This window comes from Alistipes finegoldii DSM 17242 (assembly GCF_000265365.1).
Lineage (GTDB): Bacteria > Bacteroidota > Bacteroidia > Bacteroidales > Rikenellaceae > Alistipes > Alistipes finegoldii.
This window is the reverse complement of record NC_018011.1, coordinates 3,185,775-3,201,358: the sequence shown is the minus strand read 5'-3', so window position 1 is coordinate 3,201,358 and position 15,584 is coordinate 3,185,775. Positions and strand designations below refer to the sequence as shown.

Here is a 15,584-nt window from a genome sequence, read left to right as displayed (position 1 = left end):
TCCGCTTTTTATTCGGCCGGCGGCGATTCCAGTCCGACCGTCCGGGTAATTCCGATTTCACGGGTGAAATTGTCGTCGTGGGAGACGACCAGCAGAGTGCCGCGATAATTGCGGACCGTGCGGGTCAGGATCGCAAGGCTCGAAAGGTCGAGGTTGTTGGTCGGCTCGTCGAGGACAAAGAGATCGGGAACGTGGTTGGCGATCATCAGGCTGCAGAGGCAGAGCCGCATCCGTTCGCCGCCGCTCAGCGTATCGCACCGCTTGTCCCACATCTGCTGCCCAAACAGCGCACGGTGAAGCCGCAGTTTCAGTTCGTGGTCCTGCAGATTGCCGTGATTGCAGCTCTGCGCCAGTTCCAGCACGCTCTGCGGGGTGTTCACACGGCTGTATTGCTGATCGAGACAGACATACGAGAAGTCAGCCCTGCCGATGCGTCCGGCAGTGGGTTCCAGTTCGCCGGTCAGCAGCCGGACGAGGGTCGTTTTGCCCGTGCCGTTGTCGCCGGTCAGGCGGATACGTTCGCCGCTGCGGATCTCCAGCGCAAGCGGTTCGCGCCACAACGGGCGGCCGGGCGCATATTCGAAATTCAGGCCGTCGGCCCGGACCAGCAGTTTGCCGTCGTGAAGCTGCGCGTCGTCGAAATCTATTTTCAGCTCGCACTGCGTCCGCTGCCGGCGGCGCAGTTCGTCCAGCCGCTCCCGACTGCCGTCGATCAGCTCCGCATGTTTCCCGACGAGCTGCGCCTTGGTCCGTTCGCCGCTGTCCTTCATCGTCCGGCGCAGGATGCGCGGAAGCTGGTCCTTGTGCCGCTCGCCCTGACGCATCCGCCGCTCCTGTCGCTCGCGGACCTCCTGCGCCTTTTTGCGGGCCAGCCGCAGGGCCGTCTGTTCGGAATCGACCTGCTGGGCCAGCGCCTCCTCCTCGATCCGTTTGCGTTCGCGGTAAAAATCATAGTTGCCGCCGTAGACTTTCAGTCCTTTCGCAGAGAGTTCGCAGGTCGTGCCGAGCAGGTTGAGCAGCGCGACGTCGTGGCTCACAACGACGATCGTCGCGCGGCTGGCACGGATCAGGTCATAGAGCCTGCGGCGGCCCGACGTGTCGAGGTGATTGGTCGGTTCGTCGAGCAGAATGACAGAGGGGTTATGGACCGAAATCCCCGCCAGACAGAGTTTCGTCCGCTCGCCGCCGCTCAGCGCATCGACCGGGTCGGTCAGGCCGACGTGCGGCAGTCCCCAGTGGTCGAGGGCGGCGCGGCAGCGGGCTTCGACGTCCCAATCGTCGGCCAGAATGTCGTAACAGCGGGGATCGGCGCTGCCGCCGCAGATGGCGCGGAGCGCATCGAGCTTGTCCGCGACGCCCAAAACGCCGACGGCGGAGATGCCGGCGGCGGAGAGGTGCTGAGGCACATAGTAGGGACGCGAGGAGCAGGCGATGCTTCCCGCGGCGGGAGCGAGTTCGCCCGCGACAAGTTTAAGGAGCGTCGATTTGCCGGCGCCGTTGTCGCCCACGACGGCAGCTTTGGCGCCCGCGGCGACGGACAGGTCTATTCCTTCGAACAGAAATTGCTGATTGCGGTAGCGGTACGAAACACCGCTAAGGATAATACTCATATGAAAACGATTAATAGCGGTCCCGCAGAATGGGGACCTGTTAAACCTCAGACCGGGTTGTTTTACGGCACGGCGTCGGTTTAATGAAACCGACCTACTAATCGTTTATTCTCATCGGAGCGGATATTGGTTCGGGTACAAAGATAGAGACAATAATCGAAGAAACCAAATAACAGTCCGTATTGCCGGCGATTAGGCCCCGGAAATGCTATCGGAAGCCGCTGAAAATCGCATTGCAGGCGGGATTTTTTCGAATTGTCGCTTTGCGCTCCGGCAAAAATTCGTATCTTGTGCGATCAAAACGGGGATAGGCCATTATGGAATGTAAAATACGGAAAGGATTGACGGGGCTTCTTGCGGGAAGCATGCTCTTTCTGTCCGGCTTCGCCACAGCCGGAGAAGCGGCGGACGAGAGCCGTAAGGATCTGACGACGGCAGGTGTTTCGGAAACTCCGTCTGCCCCGGCGAACGCAAACCGCGGCGGCGATCCGACAACAACGGAATCCCCGACAGCAGATCTCTATCAGGTCAACAGTACGATTAATGAACCAGTCGGCAGTCCGACCGGCGCAAGCGGTCCCGGCGCCTGTAAAACGGACGCTCCGCAATCCCCCGAAACCGCAAAATCCGACGCCAAACCGACAGTCGAATCCGCTCCCGGCACAGCGAACGGTTCGCCCGAAACGACGACGCCCCGGCCGGCAAAGCCGTCGGCGCAGAGCGCGGCGCGTTCGGCCGAATATGCCGCAGGGTACGACGCAGGATACAGAGACGGACATAAAAGGGGTTACCGCACCGGATACGAAACCGGATTTCAGGCTGGGTTCAGTGCCGGATCGGGGGCAGTGGGAAAACATCCGGACGGCGCATCCGGAACGGGTCCGGGATCCGGGTCCGGCACGGCAGAGAGCGGGGGCGCCGGCAACTGGGGCGGATCCGCGCCAAACAGCGGTAACTCCGACAGAAGTTCCGCGACGGGCGACGGCAACAACGGTTCCAGCACCGGTTTCGTGCCAAACGCGGGCACCCGCATAGCCTCCGCGACGGGCGCCAACACCCGTACGGACAGTACGGCAGCATTCCCCCGCCGTCGCTTCGTCCACGGTATCGGGCTGGAACTCCGTCCGGAATACGTGTGTCCGACCAATCCGTTCCTCGCGGGCGACAATCTGGCCCGGCAGCCGATCGACCTGTCGCTGGCCGCCCACCTGCGCTACTCGTTCCGCTTCCAGCCCGGATCGCGTCCCGACCGGATATACGGAGGCGCCTATCAGGGAATCGGGTTCTCCTACTACAGTTTCGAAAACCGGGAGGAGCTGGGCACGCCCGTGGCGTTCTATATTTTCCAAGGGGCGCGCATCGCGCGGATAAGCCGGCGGCTGTCGTTCAACTACGAGTGGAATTTCGGACTGTCGTTCGGCTGGAAACCCTACGACGCGCAGATGAACCCGGCCAACATAATGATGGGGTCGAAGATAAACGCCTACATCAACGCCGATTTCTACCTCAACGTGACGCTCACGCGCGAGCTGGATTTCTCGGCGGGACTCTCGATGACCCACTTTTCGAACGGCAACACCAAATTTCCCAATGCGGGACTCAACTCGATCGGCATGAAGTTCGGCCTGCTCTACTGTTTCGGCCGGGCCGACGATCCGCTCGTAAAACCGCGCAGGCCGCTTCTCGCGCCCGATTTCCCCCGCCATTTCAGCTACGATCTGGTGCTGTTCGGATCGTGGCGCCGCAAGGGCGTGGAGGTCGGCGACAAGCAGTACGCTTCGCCCAACGCCTACGGCGTGGCGGGCTTCAACTTCGCGACGATGTACAACTTCGGTTATAAATTCCGCGCGGGTCTCTCGCTGGACGGCGTCTACGACGGCAGCGCCAACGTCTACACCGAAGATTATATCGTCGAGGTCGGAGGCCGCGATCCCGGCTACACGTTCTACACCCCGTCGATCGACCGGCAGATCGCACTGGGAATATCGGGACGCGCCGAATTCGTCATGCCCTACTTCACGGTCGGCATCGGACTGGGAGTCAACGTCCTGCACAAGGGCGGCGACCTCAAGTCGTTCTATCAGATGCTGACGCTCAAGATCGCTGCCACACGGCGCACGTTCGTCCACATAGGCTACTGTCTCAAGGATTTCCAGACCCCGAACTACCTGATGCTGGGCGTGGGATTCCGCTTCAACAACAAATACCCGGTACTAAGGTAACGCAGCCCGCCGCAGCGCCCACTTGCGGCGCAGGCGCAGGACCGCCGTGACCAGAAACCGCGCGGGAACGACGCACAGCGTGCAGAACCACTGCCGCAGTCCCGGAACATGGAGGTCAGGCAGGCCGAAATCGGCGAACCGGCGGCCCCAGAGCAGGGGAATATACCACAACTTTGATATTGATTCGAAAATCGTTGCTGACGTTGTCCTCGTGCACGATTTCGAGCCACTTGCCCTTATCGGTGGCGAGGTAGACCGTGGGCTGCTGGCGGATGGCTTTGGTATGACGGTAGGAAACGATGGTTTCGGAGTGCGCATCGAACGGCTCGACGAGCGTCAGGAAGTGATTGTTCGTGTAGCGCATTTTGAGCGCGAAGCGCCGGTCGGTGAAATACTGGTAACCGTAAAGAAGGCTGTAGATGCGTTTGCCGGAGGAGAAGCGGATTTCGCGCTGAAGCAGTTCGACGGCGTCGGCGGCCAATGCGTCGTCGTTATCGAGATTGGTAGTAATCAGCAGCTGCGGAGGGGGGGGGTGGCCAGCTCTTCACGCCCGGCCAGCAGGCCTGAAATCGTAGTGCGCAGACTTTCGGTCAGGCGTCCGGCCTGCCCGGCGCTGTAAAATACGGACCGGAACTGCGGACAGACGGACTGGTAACCGCCGATGCGGCGGCGGTAAGCCGCGGGCGTCGCCGCGTCGAAAAGACAGAGCCACCTGAAATTCGGGTTGGTCTGCGCCGCCACCGAAGGCAGGCAATAGCGTTCGAAGATCTCGAAACGATGTTCGAGCCACCGTTCGGTGCGCGTCGGAGCGTCGTGTTTGTCCCGCGCATAGAGGTTCAGATTGAACCGCGTGATGATTAAATGTTCGAAACTTTTCATATTGTGTTTATTGAGCGGACAAATATACGAAAAATCCGCATGCGCCGGACAGGGAACTGCACGGCACATGCGGATCGGTCGGATATTCCGGCCCGTCAGACCCCGAACAGGAAGACGAAGGGTTTGTCGCTCCTGCGGAATTCGGCCGTGGCGTCGCCCGTGTAGGTCCGGCCGCCGACCAGCTTCAACACCCGTTCGGGCGTGCCCTTGCCGAAGTCGATCTTCGCCAGATCGACCCGGAAGGTCTCCATGGCCAGCGTCGGCTCGAAATAGTAGACCCGGTTTTTCTGGTCGCAGACCGTGCGCCAGCGCGTCGAGGAGATGTGGGGCTTGTCGGGCGTCGAGATGCCGTAAGGCACCGAGACGTTGCGCATGACCGACATCACGGCCGGGACGGCGATCTTCGGATCGGGACTCTTCACGACGGCGTTGATGTAGAACGACGCGCGCACGAAGCGGTCCGGAGCGCGGTTGGTGCCGGGAAGCATCGTCAGACCGCCGATCTGCTGCCAGTAATCGAGGATCGCCAGCTGCTGGTCGTAGAAGGGCGAATTGGTCATCACCTGATACTGGCGGCCGTGGTGAATCACCAGCCGGCCGTCGATGTATTCGAAGATGGCGCTGTCGCCCGAAGGATCGGAGACGGCCAGATGCAGGCGCGACTGCACGCCGTTCGGAAGGTCGGGCGCGTCGATGCGGAATTTCTCCTTCGAGAGTTCGGCGACCGCCTCGTCCACCGTGGCGAAATTGTCGAGTACGTACTGCGTCCAGATGCTCAGTCCCATGACGGGCCGCGTGTCGCCCGGCCGCTCGTAGACCGATTCGGGCAGGAAGAGCAGGTTGGCGACCAGCCCGGCCTCGTTCATGCCGTCGGTGATGCCGATGTCGTAGCCCGCGGCCGAAAGGGAGCCGTATTTCGAGGTCCAGAAAACGGTGTCGTCCGTATTGGCTCCGCGGCGGGCGGTGCCGCGCGGGAAGATATAGAGGTTGGTCAGCGGGTCTTCGCGCCAGTCCATGGTGCGTCCCGTGACAGTCATGCCGTCGGGACCGAGATAGACGGCGCGCGTGCAGGCTTCCGGTTCTGCGGGAAAAACGGCCAGCGCAGCGGCGCCGAACACGGTCAGAAATTGTGTTTTCATAAGCATAGATGTATTTACTCCGATGCAAGATGCAAATCGGATGCTAAAAGGTACGAAAAATTACCGGGAATAACAACGGGAAAAGTCCGAAAAATCTGAATATCCGGTTTTTAGTCTGCATTAACCATCGCCGCCGGAACCCACGCCGCGGTCACGGCGGAAGGGAACGCCGGACAGGAACGCCGGACGAGGACGCCGGACACAACGCCGGACACAACGCCGGACACAACGCCGGACGCAACGGCGGACACAACGGCGGACACAACGGCGGACACAACGGCGGGCCGGATTATTTGCCATTCAGGGGAGGTTGTATTACCTTTGCGGAAAATCCCGAAAAGTCATGAAGCAATATTTTTCCGTCGCACTGGCAGTTCTGTTCTGCGCCCTGATGCCGGCGGCCTGCACGACGCAGACCACGGCCGTGAAATTCATGAGTTACAACATCCGAAACGGCCGCGGAGCGGACGACGTACAGGACCTCGGCCGCATCGCCGAGGTCATCGGCCGGGTCGCGCCCGACGTGGTGGCCCTGCAGGAGGTGGACAGCGTGACGGGACGCATGAACGGCCGCTTCATCCCCGAAGAGCTGGGCCGGATGACGGGCATGCACGCCCGTTTCTGCCGCGCGATTGATTACGACGGCGGAGGTTACGGCATCGGGCTGCTGTCGCGCGCCGAGCCGCTCTCGGTGCGCCGCATCCCGCTTCCGGGGCGCGAAGAGGCGCGCGTGCTGCTGATGGCGGAATTTCCCGGCTATGTGGTCTGCGTCACGCACCTATCGCTCACGCCCGAAGACCAGCGAGCATCGCTGCCGATCATCCGTCAAGCCACCGACACCTGCCGCAAACCCGTGCTGCTGGCGGGCGACTTCAACATGGACGACGCCGGGAAGGTACTCGGCGGGCTGGGCGGCGAATTCAGGCCGCTGTCGGACACCGCGCAGCTTACGTTCCCCTCGGACCGTCCTTCGATACGCATCGACTACATACTGGGCCGCGGCCTGCCGCAGTCGGCGAAAATCGCCGAACGCACGGTGGATTACACCACCGTCGCTTCGGACCACTGCCCGCTGTGGGTGTCGCTCGTCTGGTAGACTCCGGAGCAGGGGCCCCATATACCATTTTACACGACCGTTCGTCAGCACCTATTTTGCCGCTTCGCGGCACTAAGCCCCTGCCTGAGGCGGGGGTTTGGGGGTGGGTCAGAATTGCAAACGACGCCGAAGGCGGCGAAAACGACCGGCGGTTTTCCCATGCGGTATAATTTGTATATAGATGCTAAAATGCTATCTTTGCAGCAGACATCCGCTCAGACAGACAGCGGCCCGGCGCCCGGCCCGCACTGTCTTTGCCGCAAACTCCGACAACATGCAGATCAACAAAGCCGAATTCAAGTGCAGTTCCGAGCGTATTTCGCAGGTGCCCAAAGACGCGCTGAAAGACATCGCCTTCATCGGGCGCAGCAACGTCGGCAAGTCGTCGCTCATCAACATGCTCACCGGACGGCAGGGGCTGGCCAAAGTATCGGGAACGCCAGGCAAGACACGGCTCATCAACCACTTCCTGATCGACAACGCATGGTATCTGGTGGATCTGCCCGGCTACGGATACGCCCGCACGTCGAAAACCAAACGCAGCGAGTTCTCCAAAATCATCACCGACTATGTGCTCAAGTGCGAGAAGATGCACTTCCTGTTCGTATTGGCGGACATCCGGCTCGAACCCCAGAAGATCGACCTGCAGTTCATCGAAATGCTCGGCATGAACGGCATTCCGTTCGCCGTGATATTCACCAAGGCCGACAAACTCTCGAAAACGCAGCGCGAAAAGAGCGTCGAACGCTACCGGGCGGCGCTCGCGGAGCAGTGGGAGGAGCTGCCCCGGATGTTCGTCTCGTCGAGCCAGCACGGCACGGGACGCGAGGAGATACTCGGTTTTATCGGCGAATGCCTGAATGTTTAACCGATTGTTGAAAAAAGGTCGTCCGGAGGGAACGTTTTTTCGCCGCGTTGTCCTATATTTGCACCATCAAAAATCCATCTTCTATGGCTATCCACAAAATCAAAATTTTCTCAGGTCGCGGCTCGGAATATCTGGCCGAGAAAATCGCGGCAAGTTTCGGTACGACACTCGGACAATCGGAAGTCCTGCGCTTCAGCGACGGTGAATTCCAGCCCTGCTACAACGAGTCGATCCGCGGCTGCACGGTATTCATCATCCAGTCCACGTTCCCGCCCTCGGACAACCTGATGGAGCTGTTGATGATGATCGACGCCGCACGCCGCGCCTCGGCCTACAAGGTCGTGGCCGTGATCCCCTACTTCGGGTGGGCGCGGCAGGACCGCAAGGACCGTCCCCGCGTGCCGATCGGCGCCAAACTGGTAGCCAACCTGCTGATGGCCGCAGGCGTGGACCGCGTGATGACGATGGACCTTCACGCCGACCAGATTCAGGGATTCTTCGACGTTCCGGTCGATGCGCTCTATGCCAGCGGCATCTTCATTCCCTATATCAAAAGCCTGAAAATCGAGGACCTCTCGATCGCCGCTCCCGACATGGGCGGCGCCAAACGCGCCAACACCTACGCCAAGCTGCTCGGCACCCCGATCATCATTTCGCACAAGGAGCGCGCCAAGGCCAACGTCGTGGGCAAAATGACCGCCATCGGCGAGGTCGAAGGCCGCAACATCCTGATCGTGGACGACATGATCGACACGGCGGGCACGATCTGCATGGCCGCCGACATGCTCATGTCGCGCGGGGCGAAGAGTGTCCGCGCCGCCATCACCCACCCCGTGCTTTCGGGCCCGGCTTACGAGCGCATCAACGACAGCGCGCTGGAGGAGGTAATCGTGACGGACACCATTCCGCTCAACCCCGACAAGGACCTGCACAAATTCACGGTGCTGACCATCGCCGACATGTTCGCCGACGTGATCGAGCGCGTACACAACTACAAGGAAATTTCGTCGATATTCTTCAAATAGGAATACCCCAAAGGGCGAACCGGTTCGGGCGGGTGCATTGTAGCGGAGATTCGGCCGGCAACTCCAAAGAGAAGATTCAGCGTAAATGCGTTTCGGAGCCGGAACGCATTTCGCAAACCGTACAGGGCGGGACGCATCACAAATGCGTTCCGCTTTTTTCAACCGGAAGAGGGAGGTTTCGGAAATTCTTATTACATTTGCGCTGAGGCGGAGACTCCGCCCCGCAACGAACGAAAACCGATAAAACAATGATGTTCATTCACCCGCTGTTTCTGGGCAAAATCGGCCTGACGGAAATACTGGTCATCCTGCTGATCGTCGTCATCTTCTTCGGCGGCAAGAAAATACCCGAACTGATGCGCGGCATGGGCCGCGGCGTCAGGGAGTTCAAGGACGCCATGGAAAATCCCGCGGCAGGCGACGAGAAGAACGGGAAAGAGCAGGCCGCGCCGCAGGAATCCCGGAAAGAAACCCCCGAAGAAAAGAAATAAGCCCGCATGTCCGGCCAAAAACGCAGCGACACGGACGAAATGACCTTTGCCGAGCACATTGACGCGCTCCGGCCCCATTTGGTGCGCGGTGTGCTGGCGATACTGGCGCTGGCCGTGGCCGCATTCCTCTGCAAAGGGCTGCTGATCGACGGAGTGCTGTTCGGCCCTATGTCGGCCGGATTTCCGACCAACCGGCTGCTGGTATGGATGGCCGGACTGGCAGGGATCGAATTCGTGCCGGGGATCGAGCGCATGCAGCTCATCAATACGGCGATGGCCGGACAGTTCAACCTGCACCTCAAAATCTCGATGGTCGCGGCCTTCTGCATCGGATTTCCCTACCTGCTGTGGGAGTTGTGGCGCTTCGCGCGCCCGGCGCTTACCGAGCGCGAACTGCGCGGATGCCGGAGATTCGTGTTCTATGTCTCGGCGGGATTTTTCGCGGGACTGCTGTTCGGCTATTTCGTAATCGCGCCGCTGACGATCGGATTCCTGTCTCAGTACAGCGTCAGCGAGCAGGTGACCAACATGATCGACGTCGGCTCCTACCTCTCGACCGTGCTCAACGTCTCGATCGCCTGCGCCGTGGTGTTTCAGCTGCCGCTGCTGGTCTATTTCCTGACCCGCATGGGTCTCGTAAGCCCCGATTTCCTGCGCCGCTACCGCCGCCACGCCCTCGTCGCGCTGGCGATTCTCTCGGCGGTCATCACCCCGCCCGACGTATTCAGCATGATTCTGGTCCTGCTGCCGTTGTTCGGATTGTACGAATACAGCATCCGGATTTCGGAACGGACGCTGCGGAGAAGCTCCGGGACGGAGGGAACAACAACGGAGGGGAAATAGACTCCGAACGAACAAAAGAGGCGTCCTGAAAACAGGACGCCTTTTCTTTCAGCCGTGCCGGACATGCAACCGCCCGGTCCATTTCCGCTCCATTTTTCGCCGGAGTCCGGAGCTATTTCAAGGGCGAATCGGGTTCTTTGGACATCACCAGATAGAACATCCTGTCGAGGAAACCCGGCGCGAATTTCTTGACGAAATGGGTGGCGCGCCCCTCGCTCTCCATCAGGCAGAGACGCTTGCGCTTCAGGACGCCGCGGGCGACGATCCGGGCGACCTCGGCGGAAGTCATCATCTTGGCCTCGTTGCGCGGGGTTTCGCCCTGCGCCGACCCGTCGGCCGTGAGGGCCGAGAAGCGGACGTTCGAAGCCGTGAAGCCGGGGCAGGCGATCATGACGTGCAGGCCCTTTTTGAGATTCTCGATGCGCAGGGTTTCGAGAAAACCCGTCATGGCGTATTTCGACGCCGAATAGCCCGTCCGCCCCGGAAGACCGTGCAGCCCCGCGACGGACGAGATGCCGACGATGGAACCGTGCGACTGCTGAAGATACGGCAGCGCGAATTTACAGCAATTGACCGTACCCCAGAAGTTGACGTCCATCAGGCGGTGAAGCACGCCGAGGTCCACATCGTCGAAGATCGCACGCATCGAAAGCCCGGCATTGCAGACCAGCACGTCGATTCCGCCGAACTCGTTCACGGCGGTCTCGATCAACCGGCGGCACTCGTCGACGTTCGTCACATCGACGCCGCAGTAGGCGGCCTGCCCGCCCTGTGAGCGGATTTCGCCCGCGATGAGCTGCAGTTTCTGCACGCTGCGCGCACCCAGCACTACCCGCGCGCCCTGCGCGGCGAATTCGCGTGCCATCGCCTCGCCGATGCCCGACGAAGCGCCCGTCACGATGACGACTTTATCCTTAAAGTTTTTCATATCAATCGTTTATTTCAATTTCCAAAGTATCGTAGGCCATATGCACATGGGGCGGAAGCGTCGGCTCCGTCTCGGCGTGCAGGCCGATGTCGTGGGACATATGGGTCAGGTAGGCTTCGCGCGGCGAGACACGGGCGATCAGCTCCAGCGCCTCGGCCACATTGAAGTGCGAATAATGCTCGGCAAAACGGAGCGCATTGACCACCAACACGTCGAGACCGGTCAGTTTTTCGACTTCGGCGTCCGCAATGGTCTTGAAGTCGGTCAGGTAGGCCAGCCTGCCGATGCGGAATCCCGTCACTGCAAAGCGTTCCGAATGGTGTCCCGAAACGGGGAGGATTTCGACACCTTTGACGCTGAAAGGCCGCGTAACGTCGATCTCGTGCAGTTCGATTTCCGGAACGCCCCGGTACTTGTCCTGCGCGAAGGCGTAGTCGAAATCCTTGCGCACGACATCGAGGGTGCGGGGAGCCGCATAGAGGTCGATGCGGTGGATCGTCGGCGGGTAATCGACGAAATTGAAGGCCCGCACGTCGTCCAGCCCGCCGATATGGTCCTTATGTTCGTGCGTCAGCAGAATGGCGTCGATACGGCGGACGCCGGTGCGCAGCATCTGACAGCGGAAATCGGGTCCGGCGTCGATGACGATGCGCACGTCCCCCGCCTCGACCATGGCCGAGGTGCGCAGACGGTCGTCGCGCCGGTCGGACGAAGTGCAGACCCGGCAGCGGCATCCGATGACAGGGACACCCTGCGAGGTGCCCGTTCCCAGAAAGGTAAGTTTCATGCAGACAAAAATAGTAAAAATATGGCGACTGCGCACCCGCGCCGGAAAGATTCTCCGCACGGATTTTCGGATAAGGCGCAAAACCGGATATGAAAGAACGGAGCGTCAAGGAGGGGCGGTGCATGGGAAGCGGGCGGAGCGCCGGCCGAAGAAAAGCGGACAAATCGTGTACTGCACCCCAAAAGTTGGACACTTTTGGGGTGTTTTTTATGAAATATAATTATGAGATTCGTTTAAAGGCCGTAAAACTGGTACTCGAAGGCGGACTTTCGGTTAGGGAAGCCGGATGTCACTTGGGCTGTGGCCGCTCGCAAGTTCACTTGTGGGTAACATTATTCGAGCGCCATGGCCTTGCCGGCCTTAAGCTGCGCCACGGTAGCTACAGTGCAGAATTTAAGTTGTCAGTTTTGAAGCATATGCACCAAAATCATCTATCTTTGCTGGAGACAGCAGTGCATTTCGGCATTCCGGGCCCTTTTGTTATTCGTCAATGGGAGCGGCTCTATCAAAACCAAGGTGCTGAAGGCCTGCGGCGTAAACCGCAAAGAAGGAGGCCGGCCATGAGTAAATCGAAGACTAAAAAAGTCAAACTCAAAACGACTCCGCACGAAGAGTTGCTTAAGGAACTGGAGTATCTTCGTGCCGAGAATGCTTACTTAAAAAAATTGCAGGCCTTAGTCGAGGAGCGCATTGTCCGCGAGAGCGGGAAAGAGCCCAAGCCATCGAAGGACTAAGGCCGCAGTGCCGGCTTTCAGTATTGCTCAAAGCCGCAGGGATGGCGCGAAGCACATTTTATTATCACTTCAGAAAATCAAAACAACCCGATAAATATGCTCGCGAAAAAGAGAGTATTATAAGGTTATATCACGAACATAAGGGGCGTTATGGTTATCGGCGCATTACCGTTGAAATGAATAAGATCGGATATGCGATAAATCACAAAACCGTACTTAAGCTGATGAATATTTGCGGGATAAAAAGTCAGGTCAGGCTCCGTAAATACTGTTCATACAAAGGACAGATCGGACGGATAGCGCCCAATCTTCTGCAACGCGACTTTGCAGCCGAAAAACCGAATCAGAAGTGGGTTACTGACCTTACGGAATTTTCGGTTTGCGGCGTAAAGTTATATCTATCGCCGATTATGGACTTATATAACCGGGAGATTATTAGCTATAAAATAGCTGAACGCCCTAACTTTATGCAGATCATGAAGATGCTGGACGATGCGTTTGCCAGAATACCGGATTCTCCGGGTATTGTCTTGCATTCCGACCAGGGCTGGCAGTATCAGATGAAGCAGTATCAGCTCCGTTTAAGACAGAAAGGTATTACACAGAGCATGTCGCGCAAGGGTAACTGTCTGGATAACGCTGCTATGGAAAGTTTCTTTGGATTATTGAAGTCCGAATTATTATATTTGCAAAAATTCTCATCCATAGACCATTTCCGAAAAGAATTGGAAGAATATATCGACTACTACAATAACAAGCGGATAAAGAAATACTTAAACAACATGAGCCCGGTACAATACCGAACTCATGCCATCTAAACAAATACTAATCCGTCCAATATTTGGGGTGCACTTCACGTTCTTCCTCTTTTTTATCGTAGCCGAAGAAACGGACGGCCCAGGTTTTTGCCTTTCATCCGGGAGACGCCGTGCTCAGGCTCGGCGTCCGAAAGTGGCGGAAACCCGGCCGGATTCTGCCGCGGCAACACCCCACCCTCTTCGTCCCGGTCTCGGCACAAAAAAAGGCATTCCGCCCGGACGGTGCGGCAAATTACATCCGCGCCGGAGAATTACATCCGTTCCGGAACGTCGATGCCGAGCAGTTTCATGCCGCTGCGGATGACGCGGGCGACCTGCTGAGCCAGCTGGAGACGCATTCTGCGGGTTTCGTCGTTCTCCTCCTTGAGAATCGAATGGTCGTGGTAGTAACCGTTGAACTGCTTGGCCAGCTCGTACACATAGGCGCCGACGATCGAAGGCGCGAAGTTCTCGCCTGCGGCGGCAACGACCGACGGATATTCGGTCAGCGATTTCACGAGGGCGATCTCTTCGGGCAGGTAATCCGCCTGCGCCGCACCGGAGAAGTCGATGCCGGCTTCGGCGGCCTTGCGCAGCACCGAGCAGATACGCGCATGGGTATATTGGATGAACGGGCCGGTGTTGCCGTTGAAGTCGATCGACTCGCGCGGATCGAAAAGCATCGTCTTTTTCGGGTCCACCTTCAGGATGAAATACTTGAGCGCGCCCAATCCGACCATCGTGGAAACGGCGTCGGCCTCCTCTTCCGTACAGCCGTCGAGCTTGCCCAGCTCGTCCGACATCTCGCGGGCCGTGGATACCATGTCTGCGATCAGGTCGTCGGCATCGACCACCGTGCCTTCGCGCGACTTCATCTTGCCTTCGGGAAGCTCCACCATGCCGTAGGAAAGGTGCGTGATATGGTCGCTCCAGTCGGCATAGCCCAGTTTCTTGAGGATGAGCTTCAACACCTGAAAATGGTAGTTCTGCTCGTTGCCCACGACATAAATCATGTCGTCGAGCCTGTTCTCCTCGAAGCGGCGGTAAGCCGTGCCGAGGTCCTGCGTCATGTAGACCGAGGTGCCGTCGCCGCGCAGGAGCAGTTTCTCGTCCAGTCCGTCGGCCGTAAGGTCGATCCAGACCGAATTGTCGTCGCGGCGGTAGAACACGCCCTTGCGGAGTCCCTCCTCGACGAGACTCTTGCCCAGCAGGTAGGTCTGCGACTCGTAATAGATTTTGTCGAAATCGACGCCCAGCGCCTTGTAGGTCACGTCGAAACCTTCGTACACCCAGCCGTTCATCGTCTCCCAGAGCGAATAGACTTCGGGGTCCTTGGCCTCCCATTTGCGCAGCATCTCCTGCGCTTCGAGCATCACAGGGGCGTTTTTCTTGGCCTCCTCCTCGGTTTGGCCCTGCGCCGTCAGCTCCTTGATCTGGGCCTTGTAATGCTTGTCGAACTCGACGTAGTATTTGCCGACGAGGTGGTCGCCCTTCATGCCCGACGAAGCGGGTGTCTCGCCGTTGCCGTAAAGCTTCCAAGCCAGCATCGACTTGCAGATATGGATGCCGCGGTCGTTCACCAGATTGGCCTTGATGACGTTATGACCGTTGGCCCTGAGTATCTGCGCCACGGAGTAACCCAGCAGGTTGTTGCGGATATGGCCCAGATGCAGGGGTTTGTTGGTGTTGGGCGACGAGTATTCGATCATCACCGTACGTCCCGTGTCGGGAGCCTGCCCGAAGTTCGCGTCGGCGGCGATCTCCGCAAAACGGGCGGCCCAGAACGCGCAGTCGAGGGTCAGGTTCAGGAAACCCTTGATGACGTTGAACGACTTGACTTCCGGCACGTTGGCCGTCATATATTCGCCTATCTCGGTCGCGGTGGCTTCGGGCGACTTGCGGCTTCGTCGCAGCAACGGAAACGTCACGAGGGTGTAATCGCCCTCGAACTCCCTGCGGGTCTTCTGAATCTGCAGTTGTTCGCCGTCGAGCGGACCGTAAAGCGCCTCCACCGAACGGCGGACCGCATCCGAAATAAAGTTTTCAATATTCATAACACAAAAGATTTGCCTGCAAATTTAGCGTTTTTCGGCTAATAACCAATCCCGCAAAGCCATAATTCTCACAAATTGCGGCCGCGGCGCCCCCGAAATTCCAAACAATGC

Annotated in this window: 15 protein-coding genes; 8 read left to right on the top strand and 7 right to left on the bottom strand. The window is 58.9% G+C overall.

Annotation, left to right across the window (positions count from 1 at the left end):
* Positions 1-8: 8 nt before the first annotated feature.
* Positions 9-1,610 (bottom strand): ATP-binding cassette domain-containing protein, encoded by a 1,602-nt coding sequence (locus tag ALFI_RS13795; RefSeq protein WP_014776265.1) that lies wholly within the window; start codon positions 1,608-1,610, stop codon positions 9-11.
* Positions 1,611-2,641: 1,031 nt separating this feature from the next.
* Between ALFI_RS13795 and ALFI_RS17520 the strand changes: the two genes are divergently transcribed.
* Positions 2,642-3,832, top strand: coding sequence for an acyloxyacyl hydrolase (locus ALFI_RS17520; RefSeq protein WP_237958641.1), 1,191 nt, complete (start codon positions 2,642-2,644; stop codon positions 3,830-3,832).
* A 115-nt stretch (positions 3,833-3,947) separates the two neighbouring features.
* Here ALFI_RS17520 and ALFI_RS17645 read toward each other — a convergent pair whose 3' ends face one another.
* The 3 genes from ALFI_RS17645 to ALFI_RS13775 all read right to left on the bottom strand — a co-directional run bounded on the left by ALFI_RS17645 (position 3,948) and on the right by ALFI_RS13775 (position 5,850).
* Positions 3,948-4,313, bottom strand: a complete 366-nt coding sequence (locus ALFI_RS17645; RefSeq protein ID WP_022044055.1) for a hypothetical protein — start codon at positions 4,311-4,313, stop codon at positions 3,948-3,950.
* A gap of 29 nt (positions 4,314-4,342) precedes the next feature.
* Positions 4,343-4,711, bottom strand: coding sequence for a glycosyltransferase (locus ALFI_RS17640; RefSeq protein ID WP_042494158.1), 369 nt, complete (start codon positions 4,709-4,711; stop codon positions 4,343-4,345).
* Positions 4,712-4,806: 95 nt separating this feature from the next.
* The gene (locus ALFI_RS13775; RefSeq protein WP_208854094.1) at positions 4,807-5,850 is read right to left on the bottom strand and encodes a linear amide C-N hydrolase; all 1,044 of its coding nucleotides are present in this window, start codon (positions 5,848-5,850) and stop codon (positions 4,807-4,809) included.
* A gap of 343 nt (positions 5,851-6,193) precedes the next feature.
* Here ALFI_RS13775 and ALFI_RS13770 point away from each other — a divergent pair, with 343 nt between their 5' ends.
* The 5 genes from ALFI_RS13770 to tatC all read left to right on the top strand — a co-directional run bounded on the left by ALFI_RS13770 (position 6,194) and on the right by tatC (position 10,173).
* The gene (locus tag ALFI_RS13770) at positions 6,194-6,946 is read left to right on the top strand and encodes an endonuclease/exonuclease/phosphatase family protein (protein WP_014776262.1); all 753 of its coding nucleotides are present in this window, start codon (positions 6,194-6,196) and stop codon (positions 6,944-6,946) included.
* Between the two features lie 274 nt (positions 6,947-7,220).
* Positions 7,221-7,814, top strand: coding sequence for a ribosome biogenesis GTP-binding protein YihA/YsxC (yihA, locus tag ALFI_RS13765; RefSeq protein WP_014776261.1), 594 nt, complete (start codon positions 7,221-7,223; stop codon positions 7,812-7,814).
* A gap of 83 nt (positions 7,815-7,897) precedes the next feature.
* The gene (locus ALFI_RS13760; protein ID WP_014776260.1) at positions 7,898-8,839 is read left to right on the top strand and encodes a ribose-phosphate diphosphokinase; all 942 of its coding nucleotides are present in this window, start codon (positions 7,898-7,900) and stop codon (positions 8,837-8,839) included.
* A 248-nt stretch (positions 8,840-9,087) separates the two neighbouring features.
* Positions 9,088-9,330, top strand: coding sequence for a Sec-independent protein translocase subunit TatA/TatB (locus ALFI_RS13755; protein WP_009596234.1), 243 nt, complete (start codon positions 9,088-9,090; stop codon positions 9,328-9,330).
* A 6-nt stretch (positions 9,331-9,336) separates the two neighbouring features.
* Complete coding sequence (gene tatC / locus ALFI_RS13750; RefSeq protein ID WP_009596241.1) at positions 9,337-10,173, top strand: twin-arginine translocase subunit TatC; 837 nt, start codon at positions 9,337-9,339, stop codon at positions 10,171-10,173.
* Between the two features lie 112 nt (positions 10,174-10,285).
* Here tatC and ALFI_RS13745 read toward each other — a convergent pair whose 3' ends face one another.
* Together ALFI_RS13745 and ALFI_RS13740 are read right to left on the bottom strand one after the other, a co-directional pair.
* Positions 10,286-11,101, bottom strand: coding sequence for an SDR family oxidoreductase (locus ALFI_RS13745; protein ID WP_009596236.1), 816 nt, complete (start codon positions 11,099-11,101; stop codon positions 10,286-10,288).
* Position 11,102: 1 nt separating this feature from the next.
* Complete coding sequence (locus ALFI_RS13740) at positions 11,103-11,888, bottom strand: MBL fold metallo-hydrolase (RefSeq protein ID WP_014776259.1); 786 nt, start codon at positions 11,886-11,888, stop codon at positions 11,103-11,105.
* A gap of 209 nt (positions 11,889-12,097) precedes the next feature.
* On the opposite strand from ALFI_RS13740, the gene ALFI_RS13735 reads away from it, so the two are divergent.
* Entirely contained in the window at positions 12,098-12,622 is a 525-nt protein-coding gene (locus ALFI_RS13735; RefSeq protein WP_032558195.1) for a helix-turn-helix domain-containing protein, read from the top strand.
* Entirely contained in the window at positions 12,553-13,440 is an 888-nt protein-coding gene (locus ALFI_RS13730; protein WP_117615371.1) for an IS3 family transposase, read from the top strand. Before ALFI_RS13735 ends, ALFI_RS13730 begins: the two co-directional genes overlap by 70 nt.
* A 251-nt stretch (positions 13,441-13,691) precedes the next feature.
* Here the strand turns inward: ALFI_RS13730 and argS are convergent, their stop codons facing one another.
* Positions 13,692-15,473: an arginine--tRNA ligase gene (gene argS, locus ALFI_RS13725; RefSeq protein ID WP_009598030.1), complete on the bottom strand. Its 1,782-nt coding sequence runs from the start codon at positions 15,471-15,473 to the stop codon at positions 13,692-13,694.
* Between the last annotated feature and the right edge of the window lie 111 nt (positions 15,474-15,584).

Bases quoted from the DNA above. Each gene is read 5' to 3' on its own strand.
- ALFI_RS13770 (WP_014776262.1), top strand. From the start codon at position 6,194: ATGAAGCAATATTTTTCCGTCGCACTGGCAGTTCTGTTCTGCGCCCTG.
- ALFI_RS13755 (WP_009596234.1), top strand. From the start codon at position 9,088: ATGATGTTCATTCACCCGCTGTTTCTGGGCAAAATCGGCCTGACGGAA.
- ALFI_RS13740 (WP_014776259.1), bottom strand. From the start codon at position 11,888: ATGAAACTTACCTTTCTGGGAACGGGCACCTCGCAGGGTGTCCCTGTC.
- ALFI_RS13735 (WP_032558195.1), top strand. From the start codon at position 12,098: ATGAAATATAATTATGAGATTCGTTTAAAGGCCGTAAAACTGGTACTC.
- ALFI_RS13795 (WP_014776265.1), bottom strand. From the start codon at position 1,610: ATGAGTATTATCCTTAGCGGTGTTTCGTACCGCTACCGCAATCAGCAA.
- argS (WP_009598030.1), bottom strand. From the start codon at position 15,473: ATGAATATTGAAAACTTTATTTCGGATGCGGTCCGCCGTTCGGTGGAG.
- tatC (WP_009596241.1), top strand. From the start codon at position 9,337: ATGTCCGGCCAAAAACGCAGCGACACGGACGAAATGACCTTTGCCGAG.
- ALFI_RS13760 (WP_014776260.1), top strand. From the start codon at position 7,898: ATGGCTATCCACAAAATCAAAATTTTCTCAGGTCGCGGCTCGGAATAT.
- ALFI_RS13775 (WP_208854094.1), bottom strand. From the start codon at position 5,850: ATGAAAACACAATTTCTGACCGTGTTCGGCGCCGCTGCGCTGGCCGTT.
- yihA (WP_014776261.1), top strand. From the start codon at position 7,221: ATGCAGATCAACAAAGCCGAATTCAAGTGCAGTTCCGAGCGTATTTCG.
- ALFI_RS13745 (WP_009596236.1), bottom strand. From the start codon at position 11,101: ATGAAAAACTTTAAGGATAAAGTCGTCATCGTGACGGGCGCTTCGTCG.
- ALFI_RS17640 (WP_042494158.1), bottom strand. From the start codon at position 4,711: ATGAAAAGTTTCGAACATTTAATCATCACGCGGTTCAATCTGAACCTC.